Consider the following 26068-nt stretch of genomic DNA (forward strand, 5'->3'; position numbering starts at 1 on the left):
CCGCACCCCGCTTTGCTCCGCCGCCGGTCATCAGCACGACCGGTGCTGCTCGTGCAGCATGCGCTCCTCCCCATCCCGGACCGAGCCGAACCGAACTTAACCACCGTCAATCGGTATCCGCTGCATATCGGCGATGCCACCGGGGCCAAGGTCGTCCCCTCCCGCCGCAGGAAAAGGACCTCGTCCATGACCGCCACACAGCCACGTCGACAGACCGCAGCACCTCCGGCAACGACACCGAGCGACGTCGAATCGCCCTTCACGGCGTACGCGGACATCCCCGGGACGACAGGTCTCTACGATCCGCAGAACGAGAAGGACGCGTGCGGACTGGCGGTGATCGCCACGCTCCGCCGCGAGCCCGGGCACGACATCGTCCAGACCGCACTGACGGCGCTGCGCAATCTCGAACACCGCGGTGCCGTGGGCTCGGACGCGGGATCCGGAGACGGCGCGGGCCTGCTGACGCAGATCCCCGACGCGTTCTTCCGGGCCGTCACCGGGTTCCCCCTGCCGCCGGCGGGGTCCTACGCCGTCGGGACCGCGTTCCTGCCCGTGGATCCCCGGGAGCAGGAGTCGATGCGCACCGGGCTCGAGGCCGTCGCAGCGGCCGAGGGCCTGAGCGTCCTCGGGTGGCGCGAGGTGCCTGTCGTCGCCGACCTCATCGGCCCGTCGGCCCGCGCGTGCATGCCCCATTTCGCGCAACTGTTCCTGGGCAGTGCCGACGGCAACACGCCCGATCTCGATGCGAGGGCGTTCCGGGTCCGCAAGCGGGCCCAGGGCAAGCTCGGCGTCTACTTCCCGTCGCTGTCCTCGAGGACCATCGTCTACAAGGGCATGCTGACCACGGCGCAACTCGAGCCCTTCTACCCCGATCTCTCGGACACGCGCTTCACCACCCGCCTCGGGATCGTCCACTCCCGCTTCTCCACGAATACCTTCCCCTCCTGGCCGCTGGCCCAGCCGTTCCGGACCATCGCGCACAACGGCGAGATCAACACGGTGAAGGGCAACCGCAACTGGATGCGTGCACGGCAGTCGCAGCTGTCCCACCCGCTGCTCGGCGACGCGCCCGAGGAGCTCTTCCCCGTCTGCACGCCCGGTGCCTCGGACTCGGCGTCCTTCGACGAGGTGGCGGAGCTGCTCACCCTGTCCGGGCGGCCCATCACCCACTCGATCATGATGATGATCCCGGAGGCGTGGGAGAACCACGCCACCATGGATCCCGCCCGGCGGGCGTTCTACCAGTACCACTCGATGCTCATGGAGCCGTGGGACGGGCCGGCCGCCGTCTCCTTCACGGACGGCCGGCTCGTCGGCGCGGTCCTCGACCGCAACGGGCTGCGCCCGGCCCGCTACTGGGTCACCGAGGACGGCCTCGTGATCCTGGCCTCCGAGGTCGGTGTGTTCGACGTCGAACCGGCCCGGGTGGTCCGCAAGGGCCGCGTGTCGCCCGGCACGATGTTCCTCGTCGACACCGAGGCGGGCCGGATCATCGAGGACCACGAGATCAAGGCGGAGGTCGCGGCAGCGAATCCGTGGGCCGACTGGGTCCGGGAGAACCTGATCCAGCTCGAGGACCTGCCCGAACGCGAGCACGTCGTCCATACCCGGGCGTCGATCAACCGCCGCCAGCGCACCTTCGGCTACACGGAGGAGGAACTGCGGATCCTGCTCCGGCCGATGGCGGAGAACGGGGCCGAGCCGCTCGGCGCCATGGGGACCGACACCCCCCTCGCGGTGCTGTCCACGCGCCCGCGGCTCCTGTTCGACTACTTCGTGCAGTCGTTCGCCCAGGTGACCAATCCGCCGTTGGACTCGATCCGCGAGGAACTCGTCACCTCCATGGGTGTGACCATCGGGCCCGACGGCAATCTGCTGTCCACGGGGCAGGTGCGCTCCCGGCAGATCGCCCTGAAGTTCCCCGTGATCACCAACGACGAGCTCGCGAAGATCGCGAATCTCGAGTCCGACGACGCCCGCCGGCTCGCGGTGCGCATCCGCGGCCTCTACCGGCACGACGGCGGGCAGGCGGCGCTGCGTGCACGCCTCACCGAGATCTGCGAGCAGGTCTCCAGCGCGCTCAACCGCGGGGTCGAGTACGTGGTGCTGTCCGACCGCGATTCGAACGCGCAATGGGCGCCCATCCCGTCCCTGTTGCTGACCAGCGCCGTGCACCACCACCTGCTCAGGAGTGCCACGCGCACCAAGACCTCCCTCGTGGTCGAGGCCGGCGATGTGCGGGAAGTCCACCATGTGGCGGTCCTCATCGGCTACGGTGCCTCCGCTGTGAACCCGTATCTGGCCATGGAGAGCTGCGAGGAACTCGTCCGCAACGGCGACATCATCGGCGTCACCGCCCAGACCGCCGTCGCGCAGCTCATCAAGGGTCTGGGCAAAGGGGTCCTGAAGATCATGTCCAAGATGGGCATCTCGACGGTGAGCTCCTACTGCGGGGCACAGACCTTCGAGGCGCTGGGCCTGTCGCAGGAACTCGTGGACGAGTACTTCCACGGCACGCAGACCCAGCTCGGCGGTGTGGGCCTCGACATCGTCGCCGCGGAGACGGCAGCCCGCCACGGGAGCGCCTACCCCGCGGACGGCAGCGAGGACCCGCATCGCGCGCTCGAGACCGGCGGCGAGTACCAGTGGCGTCGCGACGGACCGCCGCACCTCTTCAACCCCGAGACGGTGTTCCGTCTCCAGCACGCCACGCGGGAACGCCGCTACGACATCTTCAAGGCCTACACGAAGGGCATCGACGACCAGTCCGCCGAGCTCATGACGCTGCGCGGACTGCTGGGCTTCCGGAGTGAGCGGCGAAGAATCAGCATCGACGAGGTGGAGCCCGTCACCTCGATCGTCAGGCGTTTCTCCACCGGGGCCATGAGCTACGGTTCCATCTCCCAGGAGGCCCACGAGACACTCGCGATCGCCATGAACCGGCTCGGCGGCAAGTCGAACACTGGTGAGGGCGGCGAGGACGTGGAGCGGCTCCTCGACCCCGAGCGCCGCTCCGCCGTCAAGCAGGTGGCCTCCGGCCGCTTCGGCGTGACGAGTCTCTATCTCACCAATGCCGACGACATCCAGATCAAGATGGCGCAGGGGGCCAAGCCCGGCGAGGGCGGCCAGCTCATGAGCCAGAAGGTCTATCCGTGGATCGCCCGTACCCGCAACTCCACACCCGGCGTCGCCCTGATCTCCCCGCCGCCGCATCACGACATCTACTCCATCGAGGACCTCGCGCAGCTCATCTACGATCTCAAGAGGGCCAATCCGGCGGCACGGGTCCACGTGAAGCTCGTCTCCGAGGTGGGTATCGGCACGGTTGCCGCCGGCGTCACGAAGGCCAGGGCCGACGTCGTCCTGGTCTCCGGCCACGACGGCGGCACCGGCGCGAGTCCGCTCAACTCCCTCAAGCACGCCGGCATCCCATGGGAGCTCGGGCTGGCCGAGACCCAGCAGACGCTCATGCTCAACGGTCTGCGGGACCGCGTGGTGGTCCAGGTGGACGGCCAGCTCAAGACCGGGCGCGACGTCGTCATGGCCGCCCTGCTCGGAGGCGAGGAGTTCGGCTTCGCCACTGCCCCGCTCGTGGTCTCCGGGTGCATCATGATGCGGGTCTGCCACCTCGACACGTGCCCCGTGGGCGTCGCCACGCAGAATCCGGAGCTGCGCAGCCGCTTCACGGGCAAGCCCGAGTTCGTGGTGAACTTCTTCGAGTTCATCGCCGAGGAGGTCCGCGAGCTCCTGGCGGAGCTCGGCTTCCGTACGCTCGAGGAGGCCATCGGTCGCACCGAGCTGCTCGACGCCCGCCGGGCCGTCGAACACTGGAAGGCCGACGGTCTGGACCTCGCACCGATCCTGCGCGGCGGCTGGTCCACCGGGGGCGAGCCGACGCGCAGCATGGTCGGGCAGAACCACGACCTGGACCGGCACTTCGACCGCACGCTCATCGAGATGAGCGCCGACGCGCTGGTCCACCGGTCGCCCGTGCGCATCTCGCTGGACATCGCGAACACGGACCGCGCGGTGGGGACCATGCTCGGCCACGAGGTCACCCGCACCTTCGGGCTGGCGACACTGGCCACCGATACCATCGACATCACCCTCAGGGGACAGGCGGGCCAGTCCCTCGGTGCGTTCCTCCCGGAGGGGATCACGCTGCGGCTCCTCGGGGACGCCAACGACTACGTGGGCAAGGGACTGTCCGGCGGGCGCATCATCGTCCGGCCGGACCGCTCCAGCGTGTTCCGCGCCGAGGACAACGTCATCGCGGGGAACGTGATCGGGTACGGCGCGACCAGCGGCGAGATGTTCCTCAGCGGCCAGGTGGGGGAGCGGTTCCTCGTGCGGAACTCCGGAGCGACGGCGGTGGCCGAGGGGATCGGCGACCACGGCTGCGAGTACATGACCGGCGGGCAGGCCCTCGTCCTCGGGCGGACCGGCCGGAACTTCGGCGCGGGCATGTCCGGCGGAACCGCCTTCGTCCTCGATCTCGACCGGGCACAGGTGAACCGGCAGGGTCTCGAGAGCGGGGAGCTCCTGCTCGTCGGGCTGGACGAGGGAGACCGCGGGATCGTCCGCCGGCTGCTGATCCAGCACGCCGAGGAGACCGGCTCGGACCTCGCGGCGACCCTCCTCGGGTCCTTCGAGGACTCTGCCGGCCGCTTCACCAAAGTCCTGCCGCGCGACTACGCGGCCGTCCTGGGTGCCAGAGCCACCGCCGCCGAGCAGGGACTCGATCCCGACGGTGACGAGGCGTGGTCCACGATCCTGGAGGTAACCGGTGGCTGACCCACGCGGATTCATGAAGGTGCGCGAGCGCCAGACCCAGCCCCGACGCCCCGTCCCGGTGCGCATCATGGACTGGAAGGAGGTGTACGAGGCGCAGGAGCAGGGGGTCCTCAAGGCGCAGGCCGGGCGCTGCATGGACTGCGGTATCCCGTTCTGCCATCAGGGCTGCCCGCTCGGCAACCTCATCCCGGAGTGGAACGACCTCACGCTCAGGGACAAGGGCCGGGAGGCGAGCGACCGCCTCCATGCGACGAACAACTTCCCCGAGTTCACCGGCCGGCTCTGCCCGGCGCCGTGCGAATCCTCCTGCGTCCTGGGTATCAACCAGCCGCCCGTGACCATCAAGCAGGTCGAGGTCTCCATCGCCGACCAGGCGTTCGCGGAGGGCTGGGTGGAAGCCTTCCCGCCCGAGCGCCTCACCGGGCGCACGGTCGCCGTCGTCGGCTCCGGTCCTGCGGGCCTCGCCGTCGCGCAGCAACTGACCCGCGCCGGCCACACCGTCGCCGTGTACGAGCGGGACGACCGCGTCGGAGGGCTGCTGCGGTACGGCATCCCGGACTTCAAGATGGAGAAGATCCACCTGGAGCGCCGCCTGGATCAGATGCGAATCGAGGGCACGCGCTTCCGGACCGAGGTCGAGGTGGGCAGGGACATCGGCTGGGGCGAGCTGAAGCGGAGCTTCGACGCCGTCGTCGTCGCGACGGGCGCCACGGTGCCGCGTGAGCTCCCCATCCCGGGCCGGGACCTCCGGGGTGTCCATGTGGCCATGGACTACCTCGTCCAGGCGAACCGCGTGGTGGCCGGCGACGTGGTGGAGCACCGGATCCACGCCGAGGGCAAGCACGTCGTCATCCTCGGCGGCGGGGACACGGGCGCCGACTGCCTCGGTACCGCCCATCGCCAGAAGGCGGCCTCGGTCACCATCCTGGCGATCGGCGAGCAGCCTCCGCTCGAGCGGCGCCCCGATCAGCCCTGGCCGACGTTCCCCACGCTGTTCGACCTGGCCGGTGCGTACGAGGAGGGCGGGGAGCGGCGTTTCCTGGCGTCCACCATCGGGTTCACGGGCGAGGACGGCGTACTCCGCGGCATCCGCGTGGCCGAGACCGAGTTCGTCGACGGCCGCCGGCGTCCCAAGGCCGGCACCGAGCACGATATCCCGGCGGATCTCGTGCTGCTCTCCCTCGGGTTCTCGGGGCCGGAACCGGCCGGTCTGGCCGAGCAGGTGCAGACCGGCTTCGACGAGCGGGGGAATGTGGTGCGCGACGGCCACTACATGACCGGCACGCCGGGCATCTTCTCGGCGGGCGATGCCGGCCGTGGCCAGTCGCTGATCGTCTGGGCCATCGCCGAAGGCCGCGCCTGTGCGGCCGCAGTGGATCTGTGGCTCATGGGATCGACGCGGCTGACGGCACCTGTATCGCCGACGGATCGGTCCATCTCCTACTCCTGACGGCCCCGCACACTCCTACCATCACTCGACACGACTAGGCTAGGTCCCATGAGACGCGCAAAAATAGTTGCAACATTCGGCCCCGCGATCGCCAGCTACGAGGCCACGCTCGCCGTGCTCGAGGCAGGCGTCGACGTCGCCCGCATGAACATGAGCCACGGCGACTACGCCGTGCACAGCACCACCTACGAGAACGTCCGGCGCGCTGCGGAGGAGCTCGGGAAGCCCGTGGGCATCTTCGCCGATCTCCAGGGTCCGAAGATCCGGCTCGGACGCTTCGCAGCAGGGCCCCACCTCCTCACCGCCGGTGATGTCTTCACCATCACCATCGAGGACATCGAGGGCACGCAGGAGATCAGCTCCACCACCTTCAAGGGCCTCCCTGAGGACGTGAACGTGGGCGACATGCTCCTGATCGACGACGGCAAGGTGTCCCTCCGCGCGACGAAGGTGGACAGCACGAGCGTGACCACCGAAGTGGTGGTCGGTGGTCTGGTGTCCAACAACAAGGGCATCAACCTGCCCGGAGTTGCCGTCAATGTCCCGGCCCTGAGCGAGAAGGACGAGGACGACCTGCGGTGGGCCATCCGGATCGGCGTCGACATGGTGGCCCTGTCGTTCGTCAGGGACGCCGGGGACGTCACGCGGGTCCACGAGATCATGGACGAGGAGGGACGCCGCGTCCCGGTCATCGCCAAGATCGAGAAGCCGCAGGCCGTGGAGGCCCTCGAGTCGATCGTCGACGCCTTCGACGCCATCATGGTGGCCCGCGGCGACCTCGGCGTCGAACTGCCGCTGGAGGACGTGCCGATCGTGCAGAAGCGAGCGGTGGAACTCGCCCGCCGCTGGGCCAAGCCCGTGATCGTGGCCACCCAGGTGCTCGAGTCCATGATCGACAATCCCCGCCCCACGCGCGCGGAGGCCTCGGACTGCGCCAATGCGGTGCTCGACGGCGCCGACGCCGTGATGCTCTCCGGCGAGACGAGCGTCGGCAAGTACCCGATCGAGACCGTGCGGACCATGGCCAACATCATCGAGTCCACGGAGCGTCACGGCCTGGAGCGGGTCCCCGCACTGGGCAGCAAGCCCAAGACGCGCGGCGGAGCCATCACGCGCGCGGCCGTGGAGATTTCCGACCAGCTGGACGTCAAGTACATCTGCACCTTCACCCAGTCGGGGGACTCGGCGCGTCGCCTCTCCCGTCTGCGGCCGAAGAAGCCGGTCTTCGCCTTCACGCCCGTCCAGTCGACGCTGAACGCCATGTCGCTGCTCTGGGGGATCCAGCCCAAGCTCGTCGAGTTCGTGGAGCACACGGACCAGATGACGTCGCAGGTGGACCGCGTCCTCTTCGAGCAGGGACTCGTCGAGGTGGACGATCTCGTGGTCATCGCCGCCGGGTCACCTCCGGGGCAGGCCGGTTCGACGAACTCCATCAAGGTGCACCGCGTCGGTGACATCACGGATGCGGGTCAGCTGCCCGAGGACCACACATCATTCATCAAGGAGGGCGTGGGTCCCTGGCCCGTCAAGAAGAAATAGCCCGAACCACTGCCCCACTGCACGACAGGACCCCTGCCCGATACCGGGCAGGGGTCCTGTCGTGCGGCCCTCGGGTCTGTTAGGACCCGGTTGATTCAGTTGACCTGGTTGATGATGGTCTCGGCGACCTCACGCATGCCCAGGCGCCGGTCCATCGATGTCTTCTGGATCCAGCGGAAGGCCTCCGGCTCGGTAAGGCCCATCTTCGTGGTCAGCAGGCTCTTGGCGCGCTCCACGAGCTTGCGCGTGGCGAACTGCTCCTGCAGGTCGGTGACCTCGGACTCGAGAGCCGTGATCTCCTCGTGGCGCGACATGGCGATCTCGATGGCGGGGATGAGATCGGCCGGGGTGAACGGCTTCACCACGTAGGCCATCGCTCCGGCGTCGCGTGCGCGCTCGATGAGCTCCCTCTGGCTGAACGCGGTCAGCAGGACCACCGGGGCGATACGCGCCTTCACGATCTGCTCGGCGGCTGTGATGCCGTCCATCACGGGCATCTTCACATCCATGAGCACGAGATCGGGCTTGTGCTCGAACGCCAGCGCCACGGCTTTCTCGCCGTTGTCGGCCTCCGCGACCACCTCGTAGCCCTCGCCACGGAGGATCTCGACGATATCGAGGCGGATGAGCGTCTCGTCCTCCGCCACGATGACCCGGCGTGCGGGCCCGGAGGGCGTGGACTCGGTGGATTCAGACACTGGTACTCCTAGATCAAGATGGACGTGCGGGACCGATGCTGGATTCGCTCCTGATCCCGGATCCAGCCTATCGGCATGTAGAGTTGTTACCCGCACCGGCCACGAGTGATCCAGGCCGCTGAGGACGACCGGTGCAGGCACGGCCCGAATGGCGGAATCGGCAGACGCGCTGCACTCAAAATGCAGTATCGAGAGGTGTGTGGGTTCGAGTCCCACTTCGGGCACCTGGGTGAGGGATGATTCTTCGGATCCACGAGCAGTGCACATTGTTCAACAATCTCTTGCCGAGATTGTTGAACAACCTGTAGGGTCGGCTGAGATACCGGGAGTGACCCCGGTCACCCTCAGGGAACGGACCACTCCATGGCAGACATCGGCAGCAAGCCCGGGCTGAGCTCCTCCGCGCGGCGCACGGCTCTCCTGGGAGCCATGTTCCTCATGGCAACCAGCGCCATCGGGCCCGGCTTCATCACGCAGACCACGGTGTTCACCGCGCAGATCGGCGCCGCCTTCGCCTTCGCGATCCTGGCCTCGATCCTCATCGACATCGCCGTCCAGATGAACGTCTGGCGGGTCATCGGGGTATCCGGGCTCCGCGCCCAGGAGCTTGGCAACAAAGTCATTCCCGGCGTCGGCTGGTTCCTGGCCGGACTGGTCTTCATCGGCGGCGTGGTGTTCAACATCGGCAACATCGCCGGTACCGGCCTCGGCGCCAATGCGATGCTCGGCGTGGAGCCGAAGATCGGCGGCGCCGTCTCCGCCGTCGTCGCCATCATGATCTTCGTCAGCAAGAAGGCCGGCCTGGCGCTGGACCGCATCGTGGTGTTCCTCGGAGCCATCATGATCCTGCTGATGATCTATGTCGCCATCGTCGCCGCTCCGCCCGTCGGCGAGGCCCTGAAGAACGCCGTCCTCCCGGAGCAGATCGATGTGCTGATCATCACCACACTGGTGGGCGGCACCGTGGGTGGCTACATCACCTATGCGGGCGCGCACCGCATGCTCGACTCGGGTGCCACCGGCATCGAGAACGTCCGTGAGATCACCCGCAGCTCGGTCCTGGGCATCATCATCACGGGCGTCATGCGCGTGCTGTTGTTCCTGGCCATCCTCGGGGTCGTCGCCGGTGGGGCAGTGCTCTCGAGCGAGAACATGGCAGCCGAGGCTTTCGGCGTCGCCGCCGGAGCCGTCGGGATGAGGGTCTTCGGTATCGTGCTCTGGGCTGCCGCCATCACTTCCGTGATCGGCGCCGCCTTCACCTCGGTCTCCTTCATCACGTCCTCGCGGACGCCGGAGCGCACCCGGAATCTCATCACCGTCGCCTTCATCGCCGGGTGCGCCGTGGCCTACCTCTTCCTCGGTCAGGCACCGCAGCAACTACTGATCTTCGCCGGAGCGTTCAACGGCCTGATCCTGCCCGTCGGGTTCGGCGTGCTGCTCTGGGTGGCCTGGCGCCGCCGGGACCTGCTGCACGGCTACGCCTACCCGCGGTGGCTGCTGATCGTCGGCGTCATCACGTGGTTCCTCACCCTGTTCCTGGGCTACACCTCGCTCACCGGGCTGGCGAAGCTGTGGGGCTAGCCTGATCCTCTCCGAGTGACCTGGCGCGCTCCCTGGGGCCTGTCCTCGCGGTCGTCGGCGAGATGACCGAGGAGTTCGGCTTCCGCGGCATCGAGATACTCGCGCAAGCCCGCCGCGGCCTCCGTCCGCTCCCCGGCGCGGAGGCGTTCCACGAGCTCCACGTTGCGGTCCACGTAGTGACTGTGGAAGTCCGGGGCCGACGCCATCGCATGGAACACCAGCCGCATCTCCGCCAGCACCCGAGCCATCAGCGTCCGGAGCTCCTCGCTCCCGGAAAGGCCCACCACGGCGCTGTGGAGGGCCTGGTTGGCGTCGGCCATGCCATGGACCGACCCGCTGTCCCGCGCGTCCCGCGCTCGCCCGACGATGGCTTCCAGGTCCGCGAGCGCCTCGGGGGTGACCTCACCCCACAGCACCGCAGCGGGTTCGATCATGCGGCGTACGCGGTAGATCTCGCGCACCTCCTCCGCTCCGGGCGAGGCGACGAACACACCGCGGTTCGGGATCTTCGTGACCACGGCTTCGCCCGCGAGGGTGGAGAACGCCTCGCGGAGGGTGTTGCGCGAGACTCCCAGCGCCGTCGACAGTGCTTGTTCCGACAGTTTCGATCCGGGCGTGAGCTCACCGGCCGCGATCCGTCCCCTCAGCACGCCGGCGATCCACGCGGCCGTGTGCGCGTGCTCAGCAGGACCGGCGCTGCTGTCCGGGGGTGCCGGGTGTCCCGTCGCGGCTGCCACCATGGTCGTCGGTCCCCCTGCGCTCGTCACCACCAGATGCTAGCCCACCGTCCCGAGTTCGTCCCCCCGCACCACCGCGTTGCCCGGCTCCTGGCCACCGCGACTGAAAATCCCCGCCGAGGGCGACATCACCTCCGTCTCCATCTTCATGGCCTCGAGCACTGCGACGGGCTGGCCCGCGGTGATGGTGGCGCCGTCCTCGGCCAGCCACGTCACCAGGGTCCCGCCAATCGGGGCGATGACCGCGCCGTCGTCGTCCGGGACACTTCCCGTCGAGGGTCCGACAACGCCGGCACCGCTCATGAGCGCGGCGAACATCTCTCCCGGCAGGCCCAGCTGCACCGCCCTGCCGTCGATCTCCACGGTGAGGGTCTCCCGCCGCGCGATGCGCCCGGGGCTCCCGCCCGCCAGTGCGGCGTCGAGCCGTGCGGCGAACGCATTCTCGATCCATGTGGTGTACACACCGAGCGTGTGGGGATCCGTGAAGTCGGTGTCCCGGACCACCGCACGGTGGAACGGGACCACGGTGGGCAGCCCCTCGATCCTCAGCTCGTCGAGGGCGATGCGGGCGCGGCGCAGCGCCTGGGGACGGTCCTCACCGTGGACGATCAGTTTTGCCATGAGCGAGTCGTACTCCGCGGGAACACTCGACCCCGAGCGCACCCCGGTATCGACGCGGATGCCTGCGCCGGTAGGGGCCTCGAACACTTCGACCGGCCCGGGGGAGGGCAGGAAGCCGCGCCCGGCGTCCTCGGCGTTGAGCCGGAACTCGATCGCGTGTCCCTGCGGCGCCGGATCCTCGGTGACACTGACCGGCAGACCCTCCGCGATCCGGAACTGTTCCCGCACCAGGTCGAGGCCCGACGTCGCCTCGGTCACCGGGTGCTCCACCTGCAAGCGGGTGTTGACCTCCAGGAAGGAGATCACGCCGTCGGGTGCCACGAGGTACTCGACCGTGCCCGCACCCGTGTAACCCGCCTCCCGGCAGATGGAGCGGGCCGACTCGTGGATGCGGCTGCGCTGATCGTCTGTCAGGAACGGAGCGGGCGCCTCCTCGACGAGTTTCTGGTGGCGACGCTGCAGGGAGCAGTCGCGGGTGCCGACGACCACGACGTTGCCGTGGGTGTCGGCCAGGACCTGGGCCTCGACGTGACGCGGTTTGTCGAGGAAGCGTTCCACGAAGCATTCGCCGCGGCCGAACGCCACGGTGGCCTCGCGTACTGCCGAGGCGAACGCGTCGTCGATGTCCTCCATGCGGTGGGCGATCCGCATCCCTCGGCCTCCGCCCCCGTAGGCCGCCTTGATGGCAACCGGCACGCCGTGCTTCTCGGCGAAGGCGCGGACCCCGGCGGCGTCCGCCGCCGGCCCGTCCGACCCGGGGACCAGGGGCGCGCCGACCTTCACCGCGATCTCACGGGCCGTGACCTTGTTGCCGAGCGATCTGATCGCAGCCGGTGATGGGCCGATCCAGATGAGGCCGACGTCCTGCACCGCCTGCGCGAAGTCCTCGTTCTCGGACAGGAAACCGTACCCGGGGTGGACGGCGTCGGCGCCCGCCCTCGCGGCGACGTCGAGCAACTTCTCTACGTTGAGATAGGTGTCCACGCCGGCCGAGCCGCCCAGCGCGTAGGCCTCGTCGGCGAGGCGGACGTGCAGCGCGTCGGCGTCCGGATCGGCGTACACGGCCACCGACACCAGCTCCGCGTCCGCGCACGCGCGGATGATGCGGACGGCGATCTCGCCGCGGTTGGCGATCAGGATCTTCTGCATGGCTGCTGCTTTCACGGGGTACGGGTGGTCGGGGTCTGCGCGAGGGGCCGCAGGGTGTCCGGATCGACAGCCCGGAAGCGCACCGGGGTCCCGGGCGCCAGTTGGGCGGCGATGGACAGGTCCTCGGGAACGACGACGCCGATCACCGGGTACCCGCCGGTCACCGGATGATCCGCGAGGAACACCACGGGCAGGCCGGACGGCGGCACCTGCAGGGACCCGGCGACCACACCCTCGCTGGGAAGCTCGTCGGTGGTGCTGCGTTCCAGCGGTGTGCCCTGCCGGTCCTGGGTCGTGCCGGCCGCGGCACCCAGGGCGAGCCGCACGCCGATCCTGTTCGACTCCGCTGTCACGGTCCAGGTCTGGTCCGTGAGCCGCTGCCGGGAAGCGTCGGTGAACCAGTCCTGGCGCGGTCCGTCCGTGATGCGCAGCCCGACCGGTTCCGGCGCGCCTGATCCCGTGCTGCCAGCGCGGAGGACGGCGGGCAGGGTGGAGGCCTCCGGAGCGCCGACCGTCCTGCCGTGCTCGACGGTCCCGATCGGCAGCACCGTTCCCGTCGTGAGCGGCGGGGGGCCGAGTCCCGAGAGCACGTCGGTGGACCGGCTCCCGAGTACCGGAGGCACGTCGATGCCGCCGCGGACCGCCAGGTAGGTGCGCAGACCTGCCTCGGGCGGATCGAGGCGAAGGGTCTCGCCGTCGTGCAGGGCGAAGGGTGAGCACATGGGGGCGGAGCGCGGAGCCGCCCCGGCCCGGGTGATTCCGGCGTGCGCGACGGCCCCGGTGAGGGCAACGGTGAGTTCACCGCCGGCTGTGATGGCGAGACCGCCGAGAACCGTCTCGATCACCGCATCATCCGGACCGTTCCCGACCAGGCGGTTGGCCTGCCGGGCGCCTGCCGTGTCGGCGGCTCCGGCCGTGGGGACACCCAGGTCGCCGAGACCCGGGCGGCCCAGGTCCTGGAGGAGCGACTGCGGCCCGGACGCGACGACGGTGAGGGAGGATGCGGACAGGCAGGGCTCCACGGGCACGACCGCGCGGTCCGCCCCGCCGTGGACCGCGACCGTGTCGCGGACCGCCACGTACTGCACGACGGCGCCGGGACGCAGGAGCGCCGGCTCGTCCCGGTCCAGGTCCCACAGGTGCGCCGCAGTGCGTCCGATGAGCTGCCAGCCGCCGGGGGAGCGCCGCGGGTAGACAGCCGAGAAGGAGCCGGCCAGCCCGACCGCCCCGGCGGGCACCGCGGTACGCGGTGTGTCGCGCCGGGGGACGGCGAGGACCTCGTTCTCACCGACGAGGTAGGCGAATCCCGGGGCGAAGCCGCCGAAGGCCGCGGTCCACAGCTGCCCGGTGTGCGCGGAGACGACGCCGTCGGGGTCCAGTCCGGTGAGCCGGCCCACCTCGGCGAGGTCCTCCCCGTCGTAGACCACCTCGATGCGGATCGGATGGCCGGCTGCTGCCGCGTCTCCCACGGGTTCGGCAGCCAGGCCGGCGATGGCGCTCCGTGCAGCGCGGGCCGAGGCGGCGGAGTCGAAGACGGCCAGCACGGTCCGCGCCGCGGCCAGGACGTCGACCTGGCCGCGGAGTGGGTGCTGCTGCAGCTGCGCGTGGACCGCGAGGACCGATCCCAGGGACGCGCAGTCGAGCAGGAGCGCTCGCGGCCCTGCCCGATGGATCGTGGGAGGACTCATACGAAGCTGCGGATCTCGACGCCGGCGGCCTCGAGGTCGTGCCGGACGGCGGCGGCCAGGGACACTGCACCGGGGGTGTCGCCGTGCAGGCAGATGCTCTCGGCGGCGGTCCGCAGGCTCGATCCGTCGCGCGCCACGATGACGCCCTCGGTGGCGAGGCGGACCATGTTGGCCGCCACTTCGCGCTCGTCGTGGAGGACTGCGCCCGGCTCACGGCGCGAGACCAGCGTTCCGTCCGGGTTGTAGGCACGATCGGCGAAGGCCTCGGCGACACCGCGGAGGCCTGCCCGCTCGGCAGCGACCAGGGCCACGGAGCCGGGTAGGAGCAACAGGGGCAGTTCGCCCCCGAACGCGGTGACGGCGTCGACGACGGCCCGGGCGTGGACCTCGTGGGTGACGATGGTGTTGTAGAGGGCGCCGTGTGGCTTGACGTACTCGATGGCGCCGCCTGCCGCCCGGGAAATCGCGTCGAGAGCCCCGAGCTGGTAGAGGACGTCGTCCGCGAGTTCGGTCGCGGAGCAGTCCACGAAGCGGCGTCCGAAGCCCGCGAGATCGCGGTAGCCCACGTGCGCCCCGATGGTCACACCCGAGGCGACGGCGTCCCTGCAGGTCTGAGCGATCGTGGAGGGATCGCCCGCGTGGAAGCCGCAGGCCACGTTCGCACTGGAGACGGAGCGGAAGACGGCGGCGTCGTCGCCCAGGGTCCAGGTGCCGAAGGACTCCCCGACGTCACTGTTCAGATCGATGGCCACTGTGATCCCCGTCTCTGCGCTAGGTGTGCGTCCAGCATGCACGAGTGCACAGGATTGTTCAACAATTCTGTGGATGAGCGGGATGGGAAAGGCACGACGGCGTCGCCACCCTGCGGGTCCCCGGGCAGGGTGCACGGGGGTACATTGGGCCGATGGCCAGCGAAGCTACGATCCTCGACGTCGACGGTCCCCACGGAGTGCGCCGGGTGCGCCTCTCGAGCCCCTCCCGGGTGGTGTGGCCCCGTGCCGGACTGACCAAGCTTGATCTCGCACGGTACCTGATCGAGGTGGCGCCCTTCTTCCTGCGCGCCAACGGCGGGCGTCCGGTGTCGCTGGAGCGGTTCGGGGGGACGGTGGAGGGCGACTCGTTCTTCAGCAAGAACCCGCCCCGGGGTGCTCCCGACTACGTGCGCAGCGAGCCCGTCACCTACCCCAGCGGCCGGTCCCACCCTCAGGTGGTCCTCGACGAACCGGCCGCCGCCGTCTGGGCGGTCCAGATGAACACGATCGTCTTCCACCCCTGGGCCTCGCGTGCCGAGCAGCCCGATCTGCCCGACGAGCTGCGCATCGATCTCGATCCACAGCCCGGCACCACCTTCACCGATGTCGTCGCTGCCGCGCTCGCCCTGCGCACCGTGCTCCGCGAGGCCGGTCTCGAGTCCTTCGTCAAGACCTCCGGGAACAGGGGACTGCACGTGTTCGCCGCCGTCGAGCCGGTCCACGAGTTCCTGACCGTCCGCCGTGCCGTGATCGCCGCGGCGCGCGAGCTCGAGCGCCGCATGCCGGAGCAGGTCACCACCGCCTGGTGGAAGGAGGAGCGCGGCGCCCGGATCTTCGTGGACTACAACCAGGCGAACCGGGACCGCACCATGGCCGGTGCCTACAGCCCCAGGGCCCTGCCGCACGCACCGGTCTCGTGTCCCGTCACCTGGGACGAGCTGACCGGTGTGGACCCCGCAGCCTTCACCGTCGCCACGGTTCTCGAGCGTCTGCGCAGCACCGGCGACCCCTGGGAGCAGCTCCACGCCGCACCCGGCCGGATCGACGGGCTGCTCGAGTGGTGGGAACGCGATGTCGCCGCCGGGCTGGGGGAGCTGTCGTTCCCTCCGGACTTCCCGAAGATGCCGGGGGAGCCGCCACGCGTCCAGCCGAGTCGTGCACGCAAGGGTGACGGAGCGCAGGCGGAGTAAACTCGAGCCATGCCGACCCAGGAGCACTCCCGTACAGCCGTGGTCATCGAGGACGACGACGACGTCAGGGATCTCCTCCACACGGTGCTGACGGGATCAGGGTTCCGGGTCCACACCGCGCCGGCCGGTCTTGCCGGTGTGGAGATGGTGCGCCAGCTGGCTCCCGACGTGGTGACGCTCGACGTCGGCCTCACCGACATCGACGGGTTCGAGGTAGCGACGCGCATCAGGCGGTTCTCCTCGACCCTCATCGTCATGCTGACCGCTCGCACCGATCCCGCCGACGAGGAGCGGGGCCTCGACGCGGGCGCGGACCGGTATCTGCGCAAGCCCTTCCGGGCGGCCGAGCTGCGCCGTCACATCGCGGAGGGCCTGGCCGCCCACGCCTGACGACGGCGGATCCCGACCTGCCGGTCCGATCGGTCAGGCGCGGGTGTCCCTGATCAGATTGGTGATGCGGGCGGTGGAGAGCCGGCGGCCCTGCTCATCCGTCATCACCACCTCGTGCGTGGTGAGGGTGCGGCCCAGATGGATGGCCGTCGCGGTGCCGGTGACCAGACCCGCGGCAATACTGCGGTGATGGGTGGCATTGACCTCGATGCCGACGGCCTGGCGCCGCGGTCCCGCGTGCAGGCCTGCCGCGAAGGAGCCGAGGGTCTCCGCCAGGACCACGTGGGCCCCCCCGTGGAGGATGCCGGCTACCTGCTCGTTGCCCTCCACGGGCATGGTCGCGACCATCCGCTCGGAGCTCATCTCCTGGAAGACGATGCCCATCTTGACGGTCATCGCGCCCACGCCGTACCGCCCCAGCCAGCCGTGCATCTCGGGGGGGACGCCTGCGGCGACGAGCTCGGCCAGGCGCTCCGGGGACGGTGGCTGGACGGCGTCGGGCCTGGTGCGGTTGTCTGTCATGGGAACTAGGCTGGCACCTGTGAGTGAAACAACCAAACCTGCGCAGACGTTGACCCTGACGGACCCGGACGAGGAGTCGTCCGCAGCGCCGGAGGGCACGGGAACCGCGGCCGGGCAGACGTCCCGCGACCGGCGCAGCGACGGTTCACGCAAGCGACTGCTCGTGATCGACGGGCACTCGATGGCGTTCCGCGCCTTCTACGCCCTGCCGCCGGAGAACTTCTCCACGGACACCGGTCAGCACACCAACGCGGTCTACGGCTTCACCGCCATGCTCATCAATCTGATCAAGGACCAGCACCCCAGCCATGTCGCAGTGGCCTTCGACCTCGACACACCCACCTTCCGCTCCGAGGAATACACCGAGTACAAGGCCGGGCGCTCGAAGACGCCGGAGGAGTTCCACGGCCAGGTGGACCTGATCATCAAGGTCATGGAGGCGATGCGGATCCCCACGCTCTCCATGGACGGCTACGAGGCGGACGACATCCTGGCCACGCTCGCCGCCCGGGCCGCGGAGGCCGACTGGGACGTCCAGGTGGTCAGCGGCGACCGCGACGCCTTCCAGCTGGTCAACGATCGCGTCACCGTGCTGTATCCGAAGCAGGGGGTCACGAACATCCCGCAGATGGACGCCGTCGCCATCGAGGAGAAGTACTTCGTCCCTCCCCATCAGTACTCCGACCTCGCCGCGCTGGTGGGCGAGAGCGCCGACAACCTGCCGGGCGTCCCCGGTGTGGGCCCGAAGACGGCGGCCAAGTGGATCAAGCTGTACGGCGGACTCGAGGGCATCCTCGAGAATCTGGACGCCATCGGCGGGAAGGTCGGGGATTCACTGCGGGCCAACATCGAGGACGTCAAGCGTAATCGCCGCCTGAACCGGCTGCTCACGGATCTCGACCTGCCCGTCGACCTCGACGCGATGGAGTCACAGCATCCCGACCGCTCGGCCGTGGAGGATCTCTTCGACTCGCTGCAGTTCAACACGCTGCGGAAGAGGCTGTTCGACCTCTTCGGCGAGGAGCAGACCGACGAACCGGGCGACGAGCAGGATGCCCCCGAGCACGTGCTGCTCGAGGACGCAGCTGCCCTGGAGCAGTGGTTCTCTGCCACGAATCAGGCGCAGGCATCACTCGCCCTGGCAACCGAGACGACGGCCGGCGCCACCGACGTCGTCGGGGTCGCCGTCGTCACGGCGCTGCAGGCAGCCTTCGTCCCGCTCGAGCGCCTCGACGCCGCCGCCGAGAAGGTGCTCGGCGACTGGCTCGCCGATCGCGACGCTCCCAAGATCGTGCACGATTTCAAGACGGTCCTGAAACTGCTCGCAGCGCGGGGCTTCGAGCTCGTGGGCGAGGTCGACGACACGGCGATCTCCGGCTACCTGATCCAGCCCGATCGCCGCAGCTACGACCTCGCGGATCTGGCCCAGTACCACCTGCGCCTGTCCATCACGGCGTCGGCGAACGACTCCTCGGGTCAGCAGGCCCTCGATCTGGGCGGCAACGACGTCGCCTCGCCCGCCGTGGTGGCCGCCTACGCAGCCCTGCGCCTCAGTGAGCACTTCGCCGGGCAGCTCGTGGAGCGCGGCGCCAACCAGCTTCTCGGCGGACTCGAACTGCCGCTGGCGGAGGTCCTGGCCCGGATGGAGCTCACCGGTGTGGCCGTCTCCGTCGAGGGACTCGAGCGTCTGCTCGACGATTTCTCGCAGACCATCAGCGCAGCCGGCTCCGAGGCGTTCAGGATCATCGGGAAGGAGATCAATCTCGGCTCCCCGAAGCAACTGCAAACCGTCCTCTTCGACGAGCTGGAACTGCCGAGGACGAAGAAGATCAAGACCGGATACTCGACGGACGCCGACGCCCTGACCGATCTCATCGCCAAGACCGGCCACCCGTTCCTCGAACAGCTCCTCGCCTACCGCGACGCCACCAAGCTCCGCCAGACCGTCGAGGGCCTGCGGAAGGCGGTCGGCGACGACGGCCGGATCCACACCACCTATCTGCAGACCGTCGCGGCGACCGGTCGCCTGTCCTCCACGAACCCGAATCTGCAGAACATCCCGGTGCGCTCCGAGGAGGGGCGGCGGATCCGCGGGGTGTTCGTCGTGGGGCGGGGTACCGACGGTTCGCAGTACGAGAGCCTCATGACGGCGGACTACTCCCAGATCGAGATGCGCATCATGGCGCACCTCTCCGGCGACGACGGGCTGATCGCCGCCTTCCAGGAGGGGGAGGATCTCCATCGGTTCGTCGGCTCGCACATCTTCGGTGTGGCGCCCGAGGACGTGAGCAACGCGATGCGGTCCAAGGTCAAGGCCATGTCCTACGGTCTGGTCTACGGGCTGAGTTCCTTCGGGCTCTCGAAGCAGCTCAATATCTCCGTGGACGAGTCCCGTACCCTCATGCGTGACTACTTCGAGCGCTTCGGCGCGGTCCGCGACTATCTGCGCGGGATCGTGGAGCAGGCCCGCAAGGACGGGTTCACCTCCACCATCGAGGGACGACGCCGGTATCTGCCCGATCTGTCCAGCGACAATCGCCAGCTCCGCGAGATGGCCGAGCGCGCGGCGCTCAACGCACCCATCCAGGGCTCGGCCGCCGACATCATCAAGAAGGCGATGCTCGGCGTCGACGATGCCCTGAGGACGCGCGGACTGACCTCGCGCATGCTGCTGCAGGTGCACGACGAACTGGTCCTCGAGATCGCGGCGGGGGAGGCTGAGGAGGTCGAGGCCCTGGTCCGCGACCAGATGGGCAGCGCAGCCGAGCTGTCCGTGCCGCTCGACGTGTCCGTGGGCACCGGAGCGAGCTGGCACGACGCCGCACACTAGGATTGCCTGCTGTGAGCGACTACACCGCACCGGACCTGACGACCGAACTCTTCACCCTCGAGGCCGACGAGGACGCAACACGGGAGGGCCGCTTCGCGAAGTGGCTCGACGCCGAGGGGATCGGCTTCCACGACGGAATGACCGACCCCGAGGACTTCCCCCGCTTCCTCGAGGCGTTCCACGCCGACCAGCGGGTCCTGTGGGGCGTGTACGACGGCGCGCAACCCGCCGAGGCGCTCGACGCGGGCTACCCGGTGGCCACGTACGGCACCATGGTGCATCCCATCAACGTCGGCGCCGCCCAGCTCGAGGCGCACCAGATCACGGCCGTGACGGTGCGGCCGAGCCACCGACGCAGGGGGATCCTCCGCTCGATGATGACGAGGGACCTGCGCGAGGCGAAGGAGCGGGGTCTGCCGCTGGCGATCCTGACGGCATCGGAGGCCACCATCTACGGGCGGTTCGGCTTCGGATGCGCCACCTTCACCCAGAGCGTCGAGGTGGACGTCCGGGAGCGGTTCGAGATCACCGCGCCCCGGAGCGGCACGACGACGCTCGTGGGGCGTGAGCACGCCGCGCGACTCGCCGCTGAGATCTTCGAGGGATTCCACGCTGTGACCTTCGGCTCCGTGGGCCGCCAGTACACGTACCCGCGCCGGGCGTCGGGCGAGTGGGGACGCGAGCGTCCCGTCGAGGACCGCGCGGTACGGATGGCCGTGCACTACGACGCCGCAGGAACTCCCGCAGGCTACGTGTCCTATCGCTTCGTGGGGTGGGAGACCACGCCGTACACCATGAAGATCGTGGACCTCGTGGCCACGACGCCGTCGGCGTACCTGGAACTGTGGCGCTATCTCGGAGCACTGGACCTGGTGCAGCGGATCACCTGGGACGAAGCACGTCGCGACGACCCGCTGGACTGGGCACTCCGCGACCGTCGCTGCTACGGCGTCAAGGGAGCGGACGACGTCCTGTGGGTCCGGCTGCTGGATGTCGCTGCCGCCTTGGGCGCGCGCTCCTACCGGGGCAGTGGCCGGCTCGTGCTGGAGGTCGAGGACTCCCTCGGACTCGTGGACGGCTCGTACGTCCTGACCGTGGTGGACGGCGTGGCCGACGTCGAGCAGGTCGACGCCGCGACGGCACCCGACGCCACACTGACGGTCAACGCGCTCGGATCCCTGTATCTCGGCGGCGTGCAGGCATCGGCACTCGCTGCGGCCGGCGCCCTCACCGCCCACGCGGAGGATGCCGTGCACCTCCTCGACACCCTGTTCGGCCGGGCCGAGGAACCGTACTGCATCACGCACTTCTAGGCGGACGACACACGCAGGGCCGACCACCTGCCGCCTGCGGCCCTGCTTTGACCGTGTTGTGGCCCAGAGCTAGACTGAGCAGGCGCGTAGTGCGCTCTGCGGATCTCCGGCCCACGCCGATCGATCAGGAGCGCACTGCCACTGCTATACCACCAGAGAGCCTCCCGAGGCTCTTCCCACATCGTCCACATCCACAACGGAGCCCCAACTACATGACCATCACCACCACCGAGAAGCAAGGTGCCCCGCAGGTCGCTATCAACGACATCGGCACCGCTGAGGACTTCCTCGCCGCGATCGACGCGACCATCAAGTACTTCAACGACGGAGATCTCGTCGAGGGTACCGTCGTCAAGGTCGACCGCGACGAAGTCCTGCTCGACATCGGTTACAAGACCGAGGGTGTCATTCCTTCCCGCGAGCTTTCCATCAAGCACGACGTCGACCCCGGGGACGTCGTCTCCGTGGGCGACGAGGTGGAAGCCCTCGTCCTGACGAAGGAAGACAAAGAAGGCCGCCTGATCCTGTCCAAGAAGCGCGCTCAGTACGAGCGTGCCTGGGGCGACATCGAGAAGGTCAAGGAAGAGGACGGCGTCGTCACCGGCACCGTCATCGAGGTAGTCAAGGGTGGGCTCATCCTCGACATCGGCCTGCGTGGCTTCCTGCCCGCATCCCTCGTCGAGATGCGTCGCGTCCGTGACCTGGCTCCGTACATCGGCCAGCAGATCGAAGCGAAGATCATCGAGCTCGACAAGAACCGCAACAACGTCGTCCTGTCGCGTCGTGCGTGGCTCGAGCAGACCCAGTCCGAGGTGCGTTCCACGTTCCTCAACAAGCTCGAGAAGGGCCAGGTCCGTCCGGGCGTCGTCTCCTCGATCGTCAACTTCGGTGCGTTCGTGGACCTCGGCGGCGTCGACGGTCTGGTGCACGTCTCCGAGCTGTCCTGGAAGCACATCGACCACCCGTCCGAGGTCGTCGAGGTGGGCCAGGAGGTCACGGTCGAGGTCCTCGAGGTCGATCTCGACCGCGAGCGGGTCTCGCTGTCGCTGAAGGCCACGCAGGAAGATCCCTGGCAGACCTTCGCCCGCACGCACGCCCTGGGCCAGGTCGTCCCGGGCAAGGTCACGAAGCTCGTCCCCTTCGGCGCGTTCGTCCGCGTCGAGGACGGCATCGAGGGACTCGTGCACATCTCCGAGCTCGCTGTCCGCCACGTCGAGTTGGCAGAGCAGGTCGTCTCCGTCGGCGACGAGCTCTTCGTCAAGGTCATCGACATCGATCTCGAGCGCCGCCGTATTTCCCTCAGCCTCAAGCAGGCCAATGAGGGCGTCGACGCGGACAGCACCGAGTTCGATCCGGCGCTCTACGGCATGGCCGCGGAGTACGACGACGAGGGCAACTACAAGTACCCCGAGGGCTTCGACCCCGAGTCGAACGAATGGCTCGAGGGCTACGAGACGCAGCGAGCCACCTGGGAAGCGCAGTACGCCGAGGCCCAGTCCCGCTGGGAGGCCCACAAGAAGCAGGTCGTCCAGCACGAGTCGGACGACGCCCGGGCCGCCAGCGAGCCGGCGGAGTCCAGCTCCTCGAGTTCCTCGAGCTACTCCTCCGACCCCGTGGTCGCGGACACCGGTTCCGGGACACTCGCCTCCGACGAGGCTCTCGCGGCTCTCCGCGAGAAGCTCACCGGAGCGTAGTTCGCCGGTCCTGCAGCACCCCGACAGCAGCCCCCCGTCCACTGGACGGGGGGCTGCTGTCGCGTGAAGGAGTTGTATCTTTTCAGGCGGGCGCTTGCGCCTTCCGGATGGGGATCCGGAGCCGTCCGCGGGCGTCCCGCTCACCGGGTCAGCGGCGGGTGGAGCAGGTGATCGTGTACCGGGAGGACCGCTCCACCTGTCGGGTGGGGCCGATGGTCCGCTCGAGGGCGGACCGATAGCGCAGATGGCTGTTCCAGACCGTCCACAGTTCACCCCCAGGGACCAGGACCCGCGCGCACGCCTGGAAGAGGCGATGCGCCGCACCGGTGTGCACGGTGCTGCCGAGATGGAACGGCGGATTGAGGACGATCAGCCCGGACGAGCCGTCCGGCCGTTCGGACAGGGCGTCGTCCCGGCTCACCGTGATCCGGTCCCGGACGCCGTTCGCCTCCGCCGTCGCCAGCGTCGACGCGACCGCCGAGGCGGACTGATCGGTGGCATGGACGCGCCGCCCCGGGTCGGTCAGGGCGAGGTACGCGGCGACCGTCCCGTTGCCGCAGCCCAGGTCGATCACGTCGGCGTCCGTCTGTCCAGACGGGTCGGAGGGGACCACCGGGCCGGTCAGGGCCCGCAGGTGGGGCAGAATGAGCCGCGTCCCCGGGTCGAGCGCGGCACCACCGAAGGTCGCACCATAGGCGCGTAGCTCGAGCGGGCGTTCGAGGCCGACGTCGTGCCTCCCGTTCCGGGGCAGGGGCGGCGCGACATCGCTCCGGGGATCGCCGGCGGTCAGCACGCGGGCCTTCTGCCGGGCGTGACCTGCGCCCACCTCGCCGAAGGAGGTGTCGAGCACAGCGTTCATGGACAGGGTCATGTGCTTGACCCGGCCGGCCAGGAACACCCGGACGCCGGGCGCGGCGTGGGCGGCGATGGTCCGGGCGATCTCGTCGAGTTCGTCCAGGGATCGCGGCAGGCGCACCAGCACGGTGTCCGCGCCGGCCAGCAGGGAGGCTCCGAGGGGGAACGCGCGGTACACCCCGTCGAGGCCCTGCCCGGCGGCGTTGAGGGCCAGCGCGCGTTCGCCGACCACCGAGTCCTGGAACACCCTGATATCGGTCCGACCGGAGAGCTGGGCCGCTCCGAGGGTCAGGGCGCCGTAGGAGTCGTTGATCGTGGCGATGCCGCCCCTGCCGCCGGGGTGGTCCACGGCCGCCAGCCGGTGGCGCGCCGTGTCGAGGAGCAGGCGGTCCGCCGCGTCCACCGCGTCCAGCTCGGGTGCCTCGACGTCAGGGCGGCGGCGCAGGAGGTCGAGGCTGAACGGGATCATCCGCTCCATCGTAGGCGACCCGCGCGGTACCGGCCCGGCAGTCCTAGCGGGACGCCGCCTGCACCTCCACCAGGAGGTCCTTCTCCGTGACGAGGGCCAGGGAGAGCGTCCTGTACCCCACCGTGTCGAAGAGCACCGTGATGACGTGGTCCTCGTACCCCATGACGGTCCCGCGGCCCCACTGCGGATGCTCGACCTCCGCCTCGATGTCGAACGGTGCCTCCGGCGGGGCCTGCTCCCGGGCGGCAGCCGTCCCGTCCGGAGTGTCGGCGGAGCGTCCGGCCTCCGAGCAGTTGTCGCAGTTCCCGCACGGGTCGGCCGGTTCGTCGCCGAAGTAGGAGAGCAGGGACTGCCGGCGGCAGCGGCTGGTCTCGGCATAGCGGCGGACCATTTCGATGCGCGACAGATCGATGCTCTCGCGATTCTCCGCCTGCTCCACCGCCCCCGCCACGGCGTCGGACGCGCTCGTCCTGCGTGCGCGGTATCCCTTCACCCCGTCCTTCACGCTGCCCCCCGCCACCAGGAGATTCACCAGACCGGTGAGCTTCCGCCCGGACAGGCCGGACAGTTCCCTGAGCTTCTTCATGCTGACAGGCCGGTCCTGTGCGCTGAGGAGGAGGAACAGCTCCCTGAGCTGGCTGCGGCTCGCGGAGGTGGAGGCGAAGAACCGTCGGAGGGAGAGGTCCTCCGGACGGTAGTGCAGCACCGCCCGAGCCGGCTGCCCGTCGCGGCCCGCGCGGCCGATCTCCTGGTAGTAGCCGTCCAGCGAGTCCGAGACGTCCGCGTGGACGACGAAACGGACATCGGGCTTGTCCACGCCCATCCCGAACGCGGTCGTGGCGACGACGACGTCGATCCGACCGTCCAGGAAGCCGTCGTGGACGGCTTCGCGCTGGTTCTTCGGGCGTCCGGCGTGGTAGGCGTCGGCGTTCCTGCCGCCGGCCTTCAGCTCGACGGCCAGGGCATCGGCCGCCTTCTTCGTCGCGACGTACACCAGGCCCGGGCCGTCGAGACCGAGAACCTGCTCACGGACCGCGCGATCCTTGTCCGCGTCCTCCACGTACTGGATCACCTCGAGGGAGATGTTGGGGCGATCGAACCCCTCCACGAGCACGAACGGGTCCTCCAGGTGGAGCCCCTCGACGATCTCCTTCTGGACGGGCCGCGACGCCGTCGCGGTAAGGGCCACCACCGGCGCACGCAGGCTCCTCAGGAGGTGGCCCAGCTGGAGGTAGTCGGGCCGGAAGTCGTGCCCCCAGGAGGAGACGCAGTGTGCCTCGTCGACGACCAGGAGGGACACGTCGAGACCCAGCAGCCGCTCCATCACGTCGTCGCGGGCCAGCTGCTCGGGCGCGAGGAAGAGGAACTTGGCCCGCCCGGTCTCGTCGTCGTCGGCCGCTGCCTCCCAGGCCTCCTCCCGTTCGGAGGCCCCGAGGTCGGAATTGAGGACGCGGGCCCGCTCGGCACCGGTGTGTCGGTTGATGGACTCGGCCTGGTCGTGCTGCAGGGCGATGAGCGGGGAGATCACCACGGCAACACCGGGCAGGGTCATGGCCGGTACCTGGTAGATCGCGGACTTGCCGGACCCCGTGGGCATCACACAGAGCACGCTGCTGCCACCCAGCAGTGCCTGCATCGCCTGTTCCTGGCTCCGGCGCAGCTCGCTCCACCCGAACACGGTTGCCGCAGTGCGTCGGCACTCCTCCAGCGTGGTCCTCACGGTCCTCCTCGTCGATATCGGTGGTTCCAGCGTAGGGAGATCCTCCGACGGTCCGCCGCCGGTCCGGCGCCAC

General features: G+C 69.3%; 17 protein-coding genes and 1 tRNA gene. 10 read left to right on the forward strand and 8 right to left on the reverse strand.

Annotated features, from left to right (window positions below; genetic code table 11):
* Positions 1 to 186 precede the first annotated feature (186 nt).
* Genes gltB through pyk form a run of 3 tightly spaced genes read left to right on the forward strand, consistent with a single transcriptional unit; the run spans position 187 to position 7786 of the window.
* The gene (gene gltB / locus FQ377_RS10320) at positions 187 to 4797 is read left to right on the forward strand and encodes a glutamate synthase large subunit (RefSeq protein WP_148601166.1); all 4611 of its coding nucleotides are present in this window, start codon (positions 187 to 189) and stop codon (positions 4795 to 4797) included.
* Positions 4790 to 6247, forward strand: coding sequence for a glutamate synthase subunit beta (locus FQ377_RS10325; protein WP_148601167.1), 1458 nt, complete (start codon positions 4790 to 4792; stop codon positions 6245 to 6247). Before gltB ends, FQ377_RS10325 begins: the two co-directional genes overlap by 8 nt.
* Before the next feature lie 48 nt (positions 6248 to 6295).
* Complete coding sequence (gene pyk, locus FQ377_RS10330) at positions 6296 to 7786, forward strand: pyruvate kinase (RefSeq protein WP_148601168.1); 1491 nt, start codon at positions 6296 to 6298, stop codon at positions 7784 to 7786.
* Between the two features lie 95 nt (positions 7787 to 7881).
* On the opposite strand, the gene FQ377_RS10335 is transcribed toward pyk, so the two are convergent.
* Complete coding sequence (locus FQ377_RS10335) at positions 7882 to 8484, reverse strand: ANTAR domain-containing response regulator (protein WP_148601169.1); 603 nt, start codon at positions 8482 to 8484, stop codon at positions 7882 to 7884.
* A gap of 142 nt (positions 8485 to 8626) precedes the next feature.
* On the opposite strand from FQ377_RS10335, the gene FQ377_RS10340 reads away from it, so the two are divergent.
* Positions 8627 to 8708 (forward strand) — tRNA-Leu (locus tag FQ377_RS10340).
* Between the two features lie 139 nt (positions 8709 to 8847).
* Positions 8848 to 10065: an NRAMP family divalent metal transporter gene (locus FQ377_RS10345; RefSeq protein WP_148601170.1), complete on the forward strand. Its 1218-nt coding sequence runs from the start codon at positions 8848 to 8850 to the stop codon at positions 10063 to 10065.
* On the opposite strand, the gene FQ377_RS10350 is transcribed toward FQ377_RS10345, so the two are convergent.
* The 4 genes from FQ377_RS10350 to FQ377_RS10365 are packed head-to-tail and all read right to left on the reverse strand — an operon-like array spanning position 10062 to position 15012.
* Positions 10062 to 10805 carry a GntR family transcriptional regulator gene (locus FQ377_RS10350; RefSeq protein WP_148601223.1) on the reverse strand — a complete coding sequence of 248 codons (744 nt, stop codon included), beginning with the start codon at positions 10803 to 10805 and terminating at the stop codon, positions 10062 to 10064. The two genes, FQ377_RS10345 and FQ377_RS10350, sit on opposite strands and share 4 nt — an antisense overlap.
* A 36-nt stretch (positions 10806 to 10841) precedes the next feature.
* On the reverse strand, positions 10842 to 12572 hold the full coding sequence (locus FQ377_RS10355; RefSeq protein ID WP_148601171.1) for an acetyl/propionyl/methylcrotonyl-CoA carboxylase subunit alpha: 1731 nt from the start codon (positions 12570 to 12572) through the stop codon (positions 10842 to 10844).
* Between the two features lie 11 nt (positions 12573 to 12583).
* Positions 12584 to 14260 (reverse strand): 5-oxoprolinase subunit B/C family protein, encoded by a 1677-nt coding sequence (locus FQ377_RS10360; RefSeq protein ID WP_148601172.1) that lies wholly within the window; start codon positions 14258 to 14260, stop codon positions 12584 to 12586.
* Complete coding sequence (locus tag FQ377_RS10365) at positions 14257 to 15012, reverse strand: LamB/YcsF family protein (RefSeq protein ID WP_148601173.1); 756 nt, start codon at positions 15010 to 15012, stop codon at positions 14257 to 14259. The genes FQ377_RS10360 and FQ377_RS10365 overlap by 4 nt, the downstream gene beginning before the upstream one ends.
* Positions 15013 to 15164: 152 nt before the next feature.
* On the opposite strand from FQ377_RS10365, the gene ligD reads away from it, so the two are divergent.
* Together ligD and FQ377_RS10375 are read left to right on the forward strand one after the other, a co-directional pair.
* A complete protein-coding gene (ligD, locus tag FQ377_RS10370; RefSeq protein ID WP_148601174.1) occupies positions 15165 to 16202 on the forward strand; it encodes a non-homologous end-joining DNA ligase in 1038 nt (345 codons plus the stop codon).
* A gap of 9 nt (positions 16203 to 16211) precedes the next feature.
* Entirely contained in the window at positions 16212 to 16592 is a 381-nt protein-coding gene (locus FQ377_RS10375; protein ID WP_148601175.1) for a response regulator transcription factor, read from the forward strand.
* Positions 16593 to 16625: 33 nt separating this feature from the next.
* Here the strand turns inward: FQ377_RS10375 and FQ377_RS10380 are convergent, their stop codons facing one another.
* Positions 16626 to 17114, reverse strand: coding sequence for a hotdog fold thioesterase (locus tag FQ377_RS10380; protein ID WP_148601176.1), 489 nt, complete (start codon positions 17112 to 17114; stop codon positions 16626 to 16628).
* A 181-nt stretch (positions 17115 to 17295) separates the two neighbouring features.
* On the opposite strand from FQ377_RS10380, the gene polA reads away from it, so the two are divergent.
* The 3 genes from polA (at position 17296) to rpsA (ending at position 22951) form a co-directional block, all read left to right on the forward strand.
* Entirely contained in the window at positions 17296 to 19944 is a 2649-nt protein-coding gene (gene polA / locus FQ377_RS10385) for a DNA polymerase I (protein WP_262364405.1), read from the forward strand.
* Positions 19945 to 19955: 11 nt separating this feature from the next.
* Complete coding sequence (locus FQ377_RS10390) at positions 19956 to 21257, forward strand: GNAT family N-acetyltransferase (protein WP_262364395.1); 1302 nt, start codon at positions 19956 to 19958, stop codon at positions 21255 to 21257.
* A gap of 212 nt (positions 21258 to 21469) precedes the next feature.
* Complete coding sequence (gene rpsA, locus FQ377_RS10395) at positions 21470 to 22951, forward strand: 30S ribosomal protein S1 (protein ID WP_148601179.1); 1482 nt, start codon at positions 21470 to 21472, stop codon at positions 22949 to 22951.
* A gap of 148 nt (positions 22952 to 23099) precedes the next feature.
* Here rpsA and FQ377_RS10400 read toward each other — a convergent pair whose 3' ends face one another.
* Both FQ377_RS10400 and FQ377_RS10405 read right to left on the reverse strand, forming a co-directional pair.
* Complete coding sequence (locus tag FQ377_RS10400) at positions 23100 to 24275, reverse strand: class I SAM-dependent methyltransferase (RefSeq protein WP_148601180.1); 1176 nt, start codon at positions 24273 to 24275, stop codon at positions 23100 to 23102.
* 43 nt (positions 24276 to 24318) lie between these two features.
* Positions 24319 to 25995, reverse strand: coding sequence for a RecQ family ATP-dependent DNA helicase (locus FQ377_RS10405; RefSeq protein WP_262364396.1), 1677 nt, complete (start codon positions 25993 to 25995; stop codon positions 24319 to 24321).
* Positions 25996 to 26068: the final 73 nt, after the last annotated feature.

Origin of the sequence: Arthrobacter echini (assembly GCF_008107445.1) — a bacterium.
GTDB lineage: Bacteria > Actinomycetota > Actinomycetes > Actinomycetales > Micrococcaceae > Arthrobacter_D > Arthrobacter_D echini_A.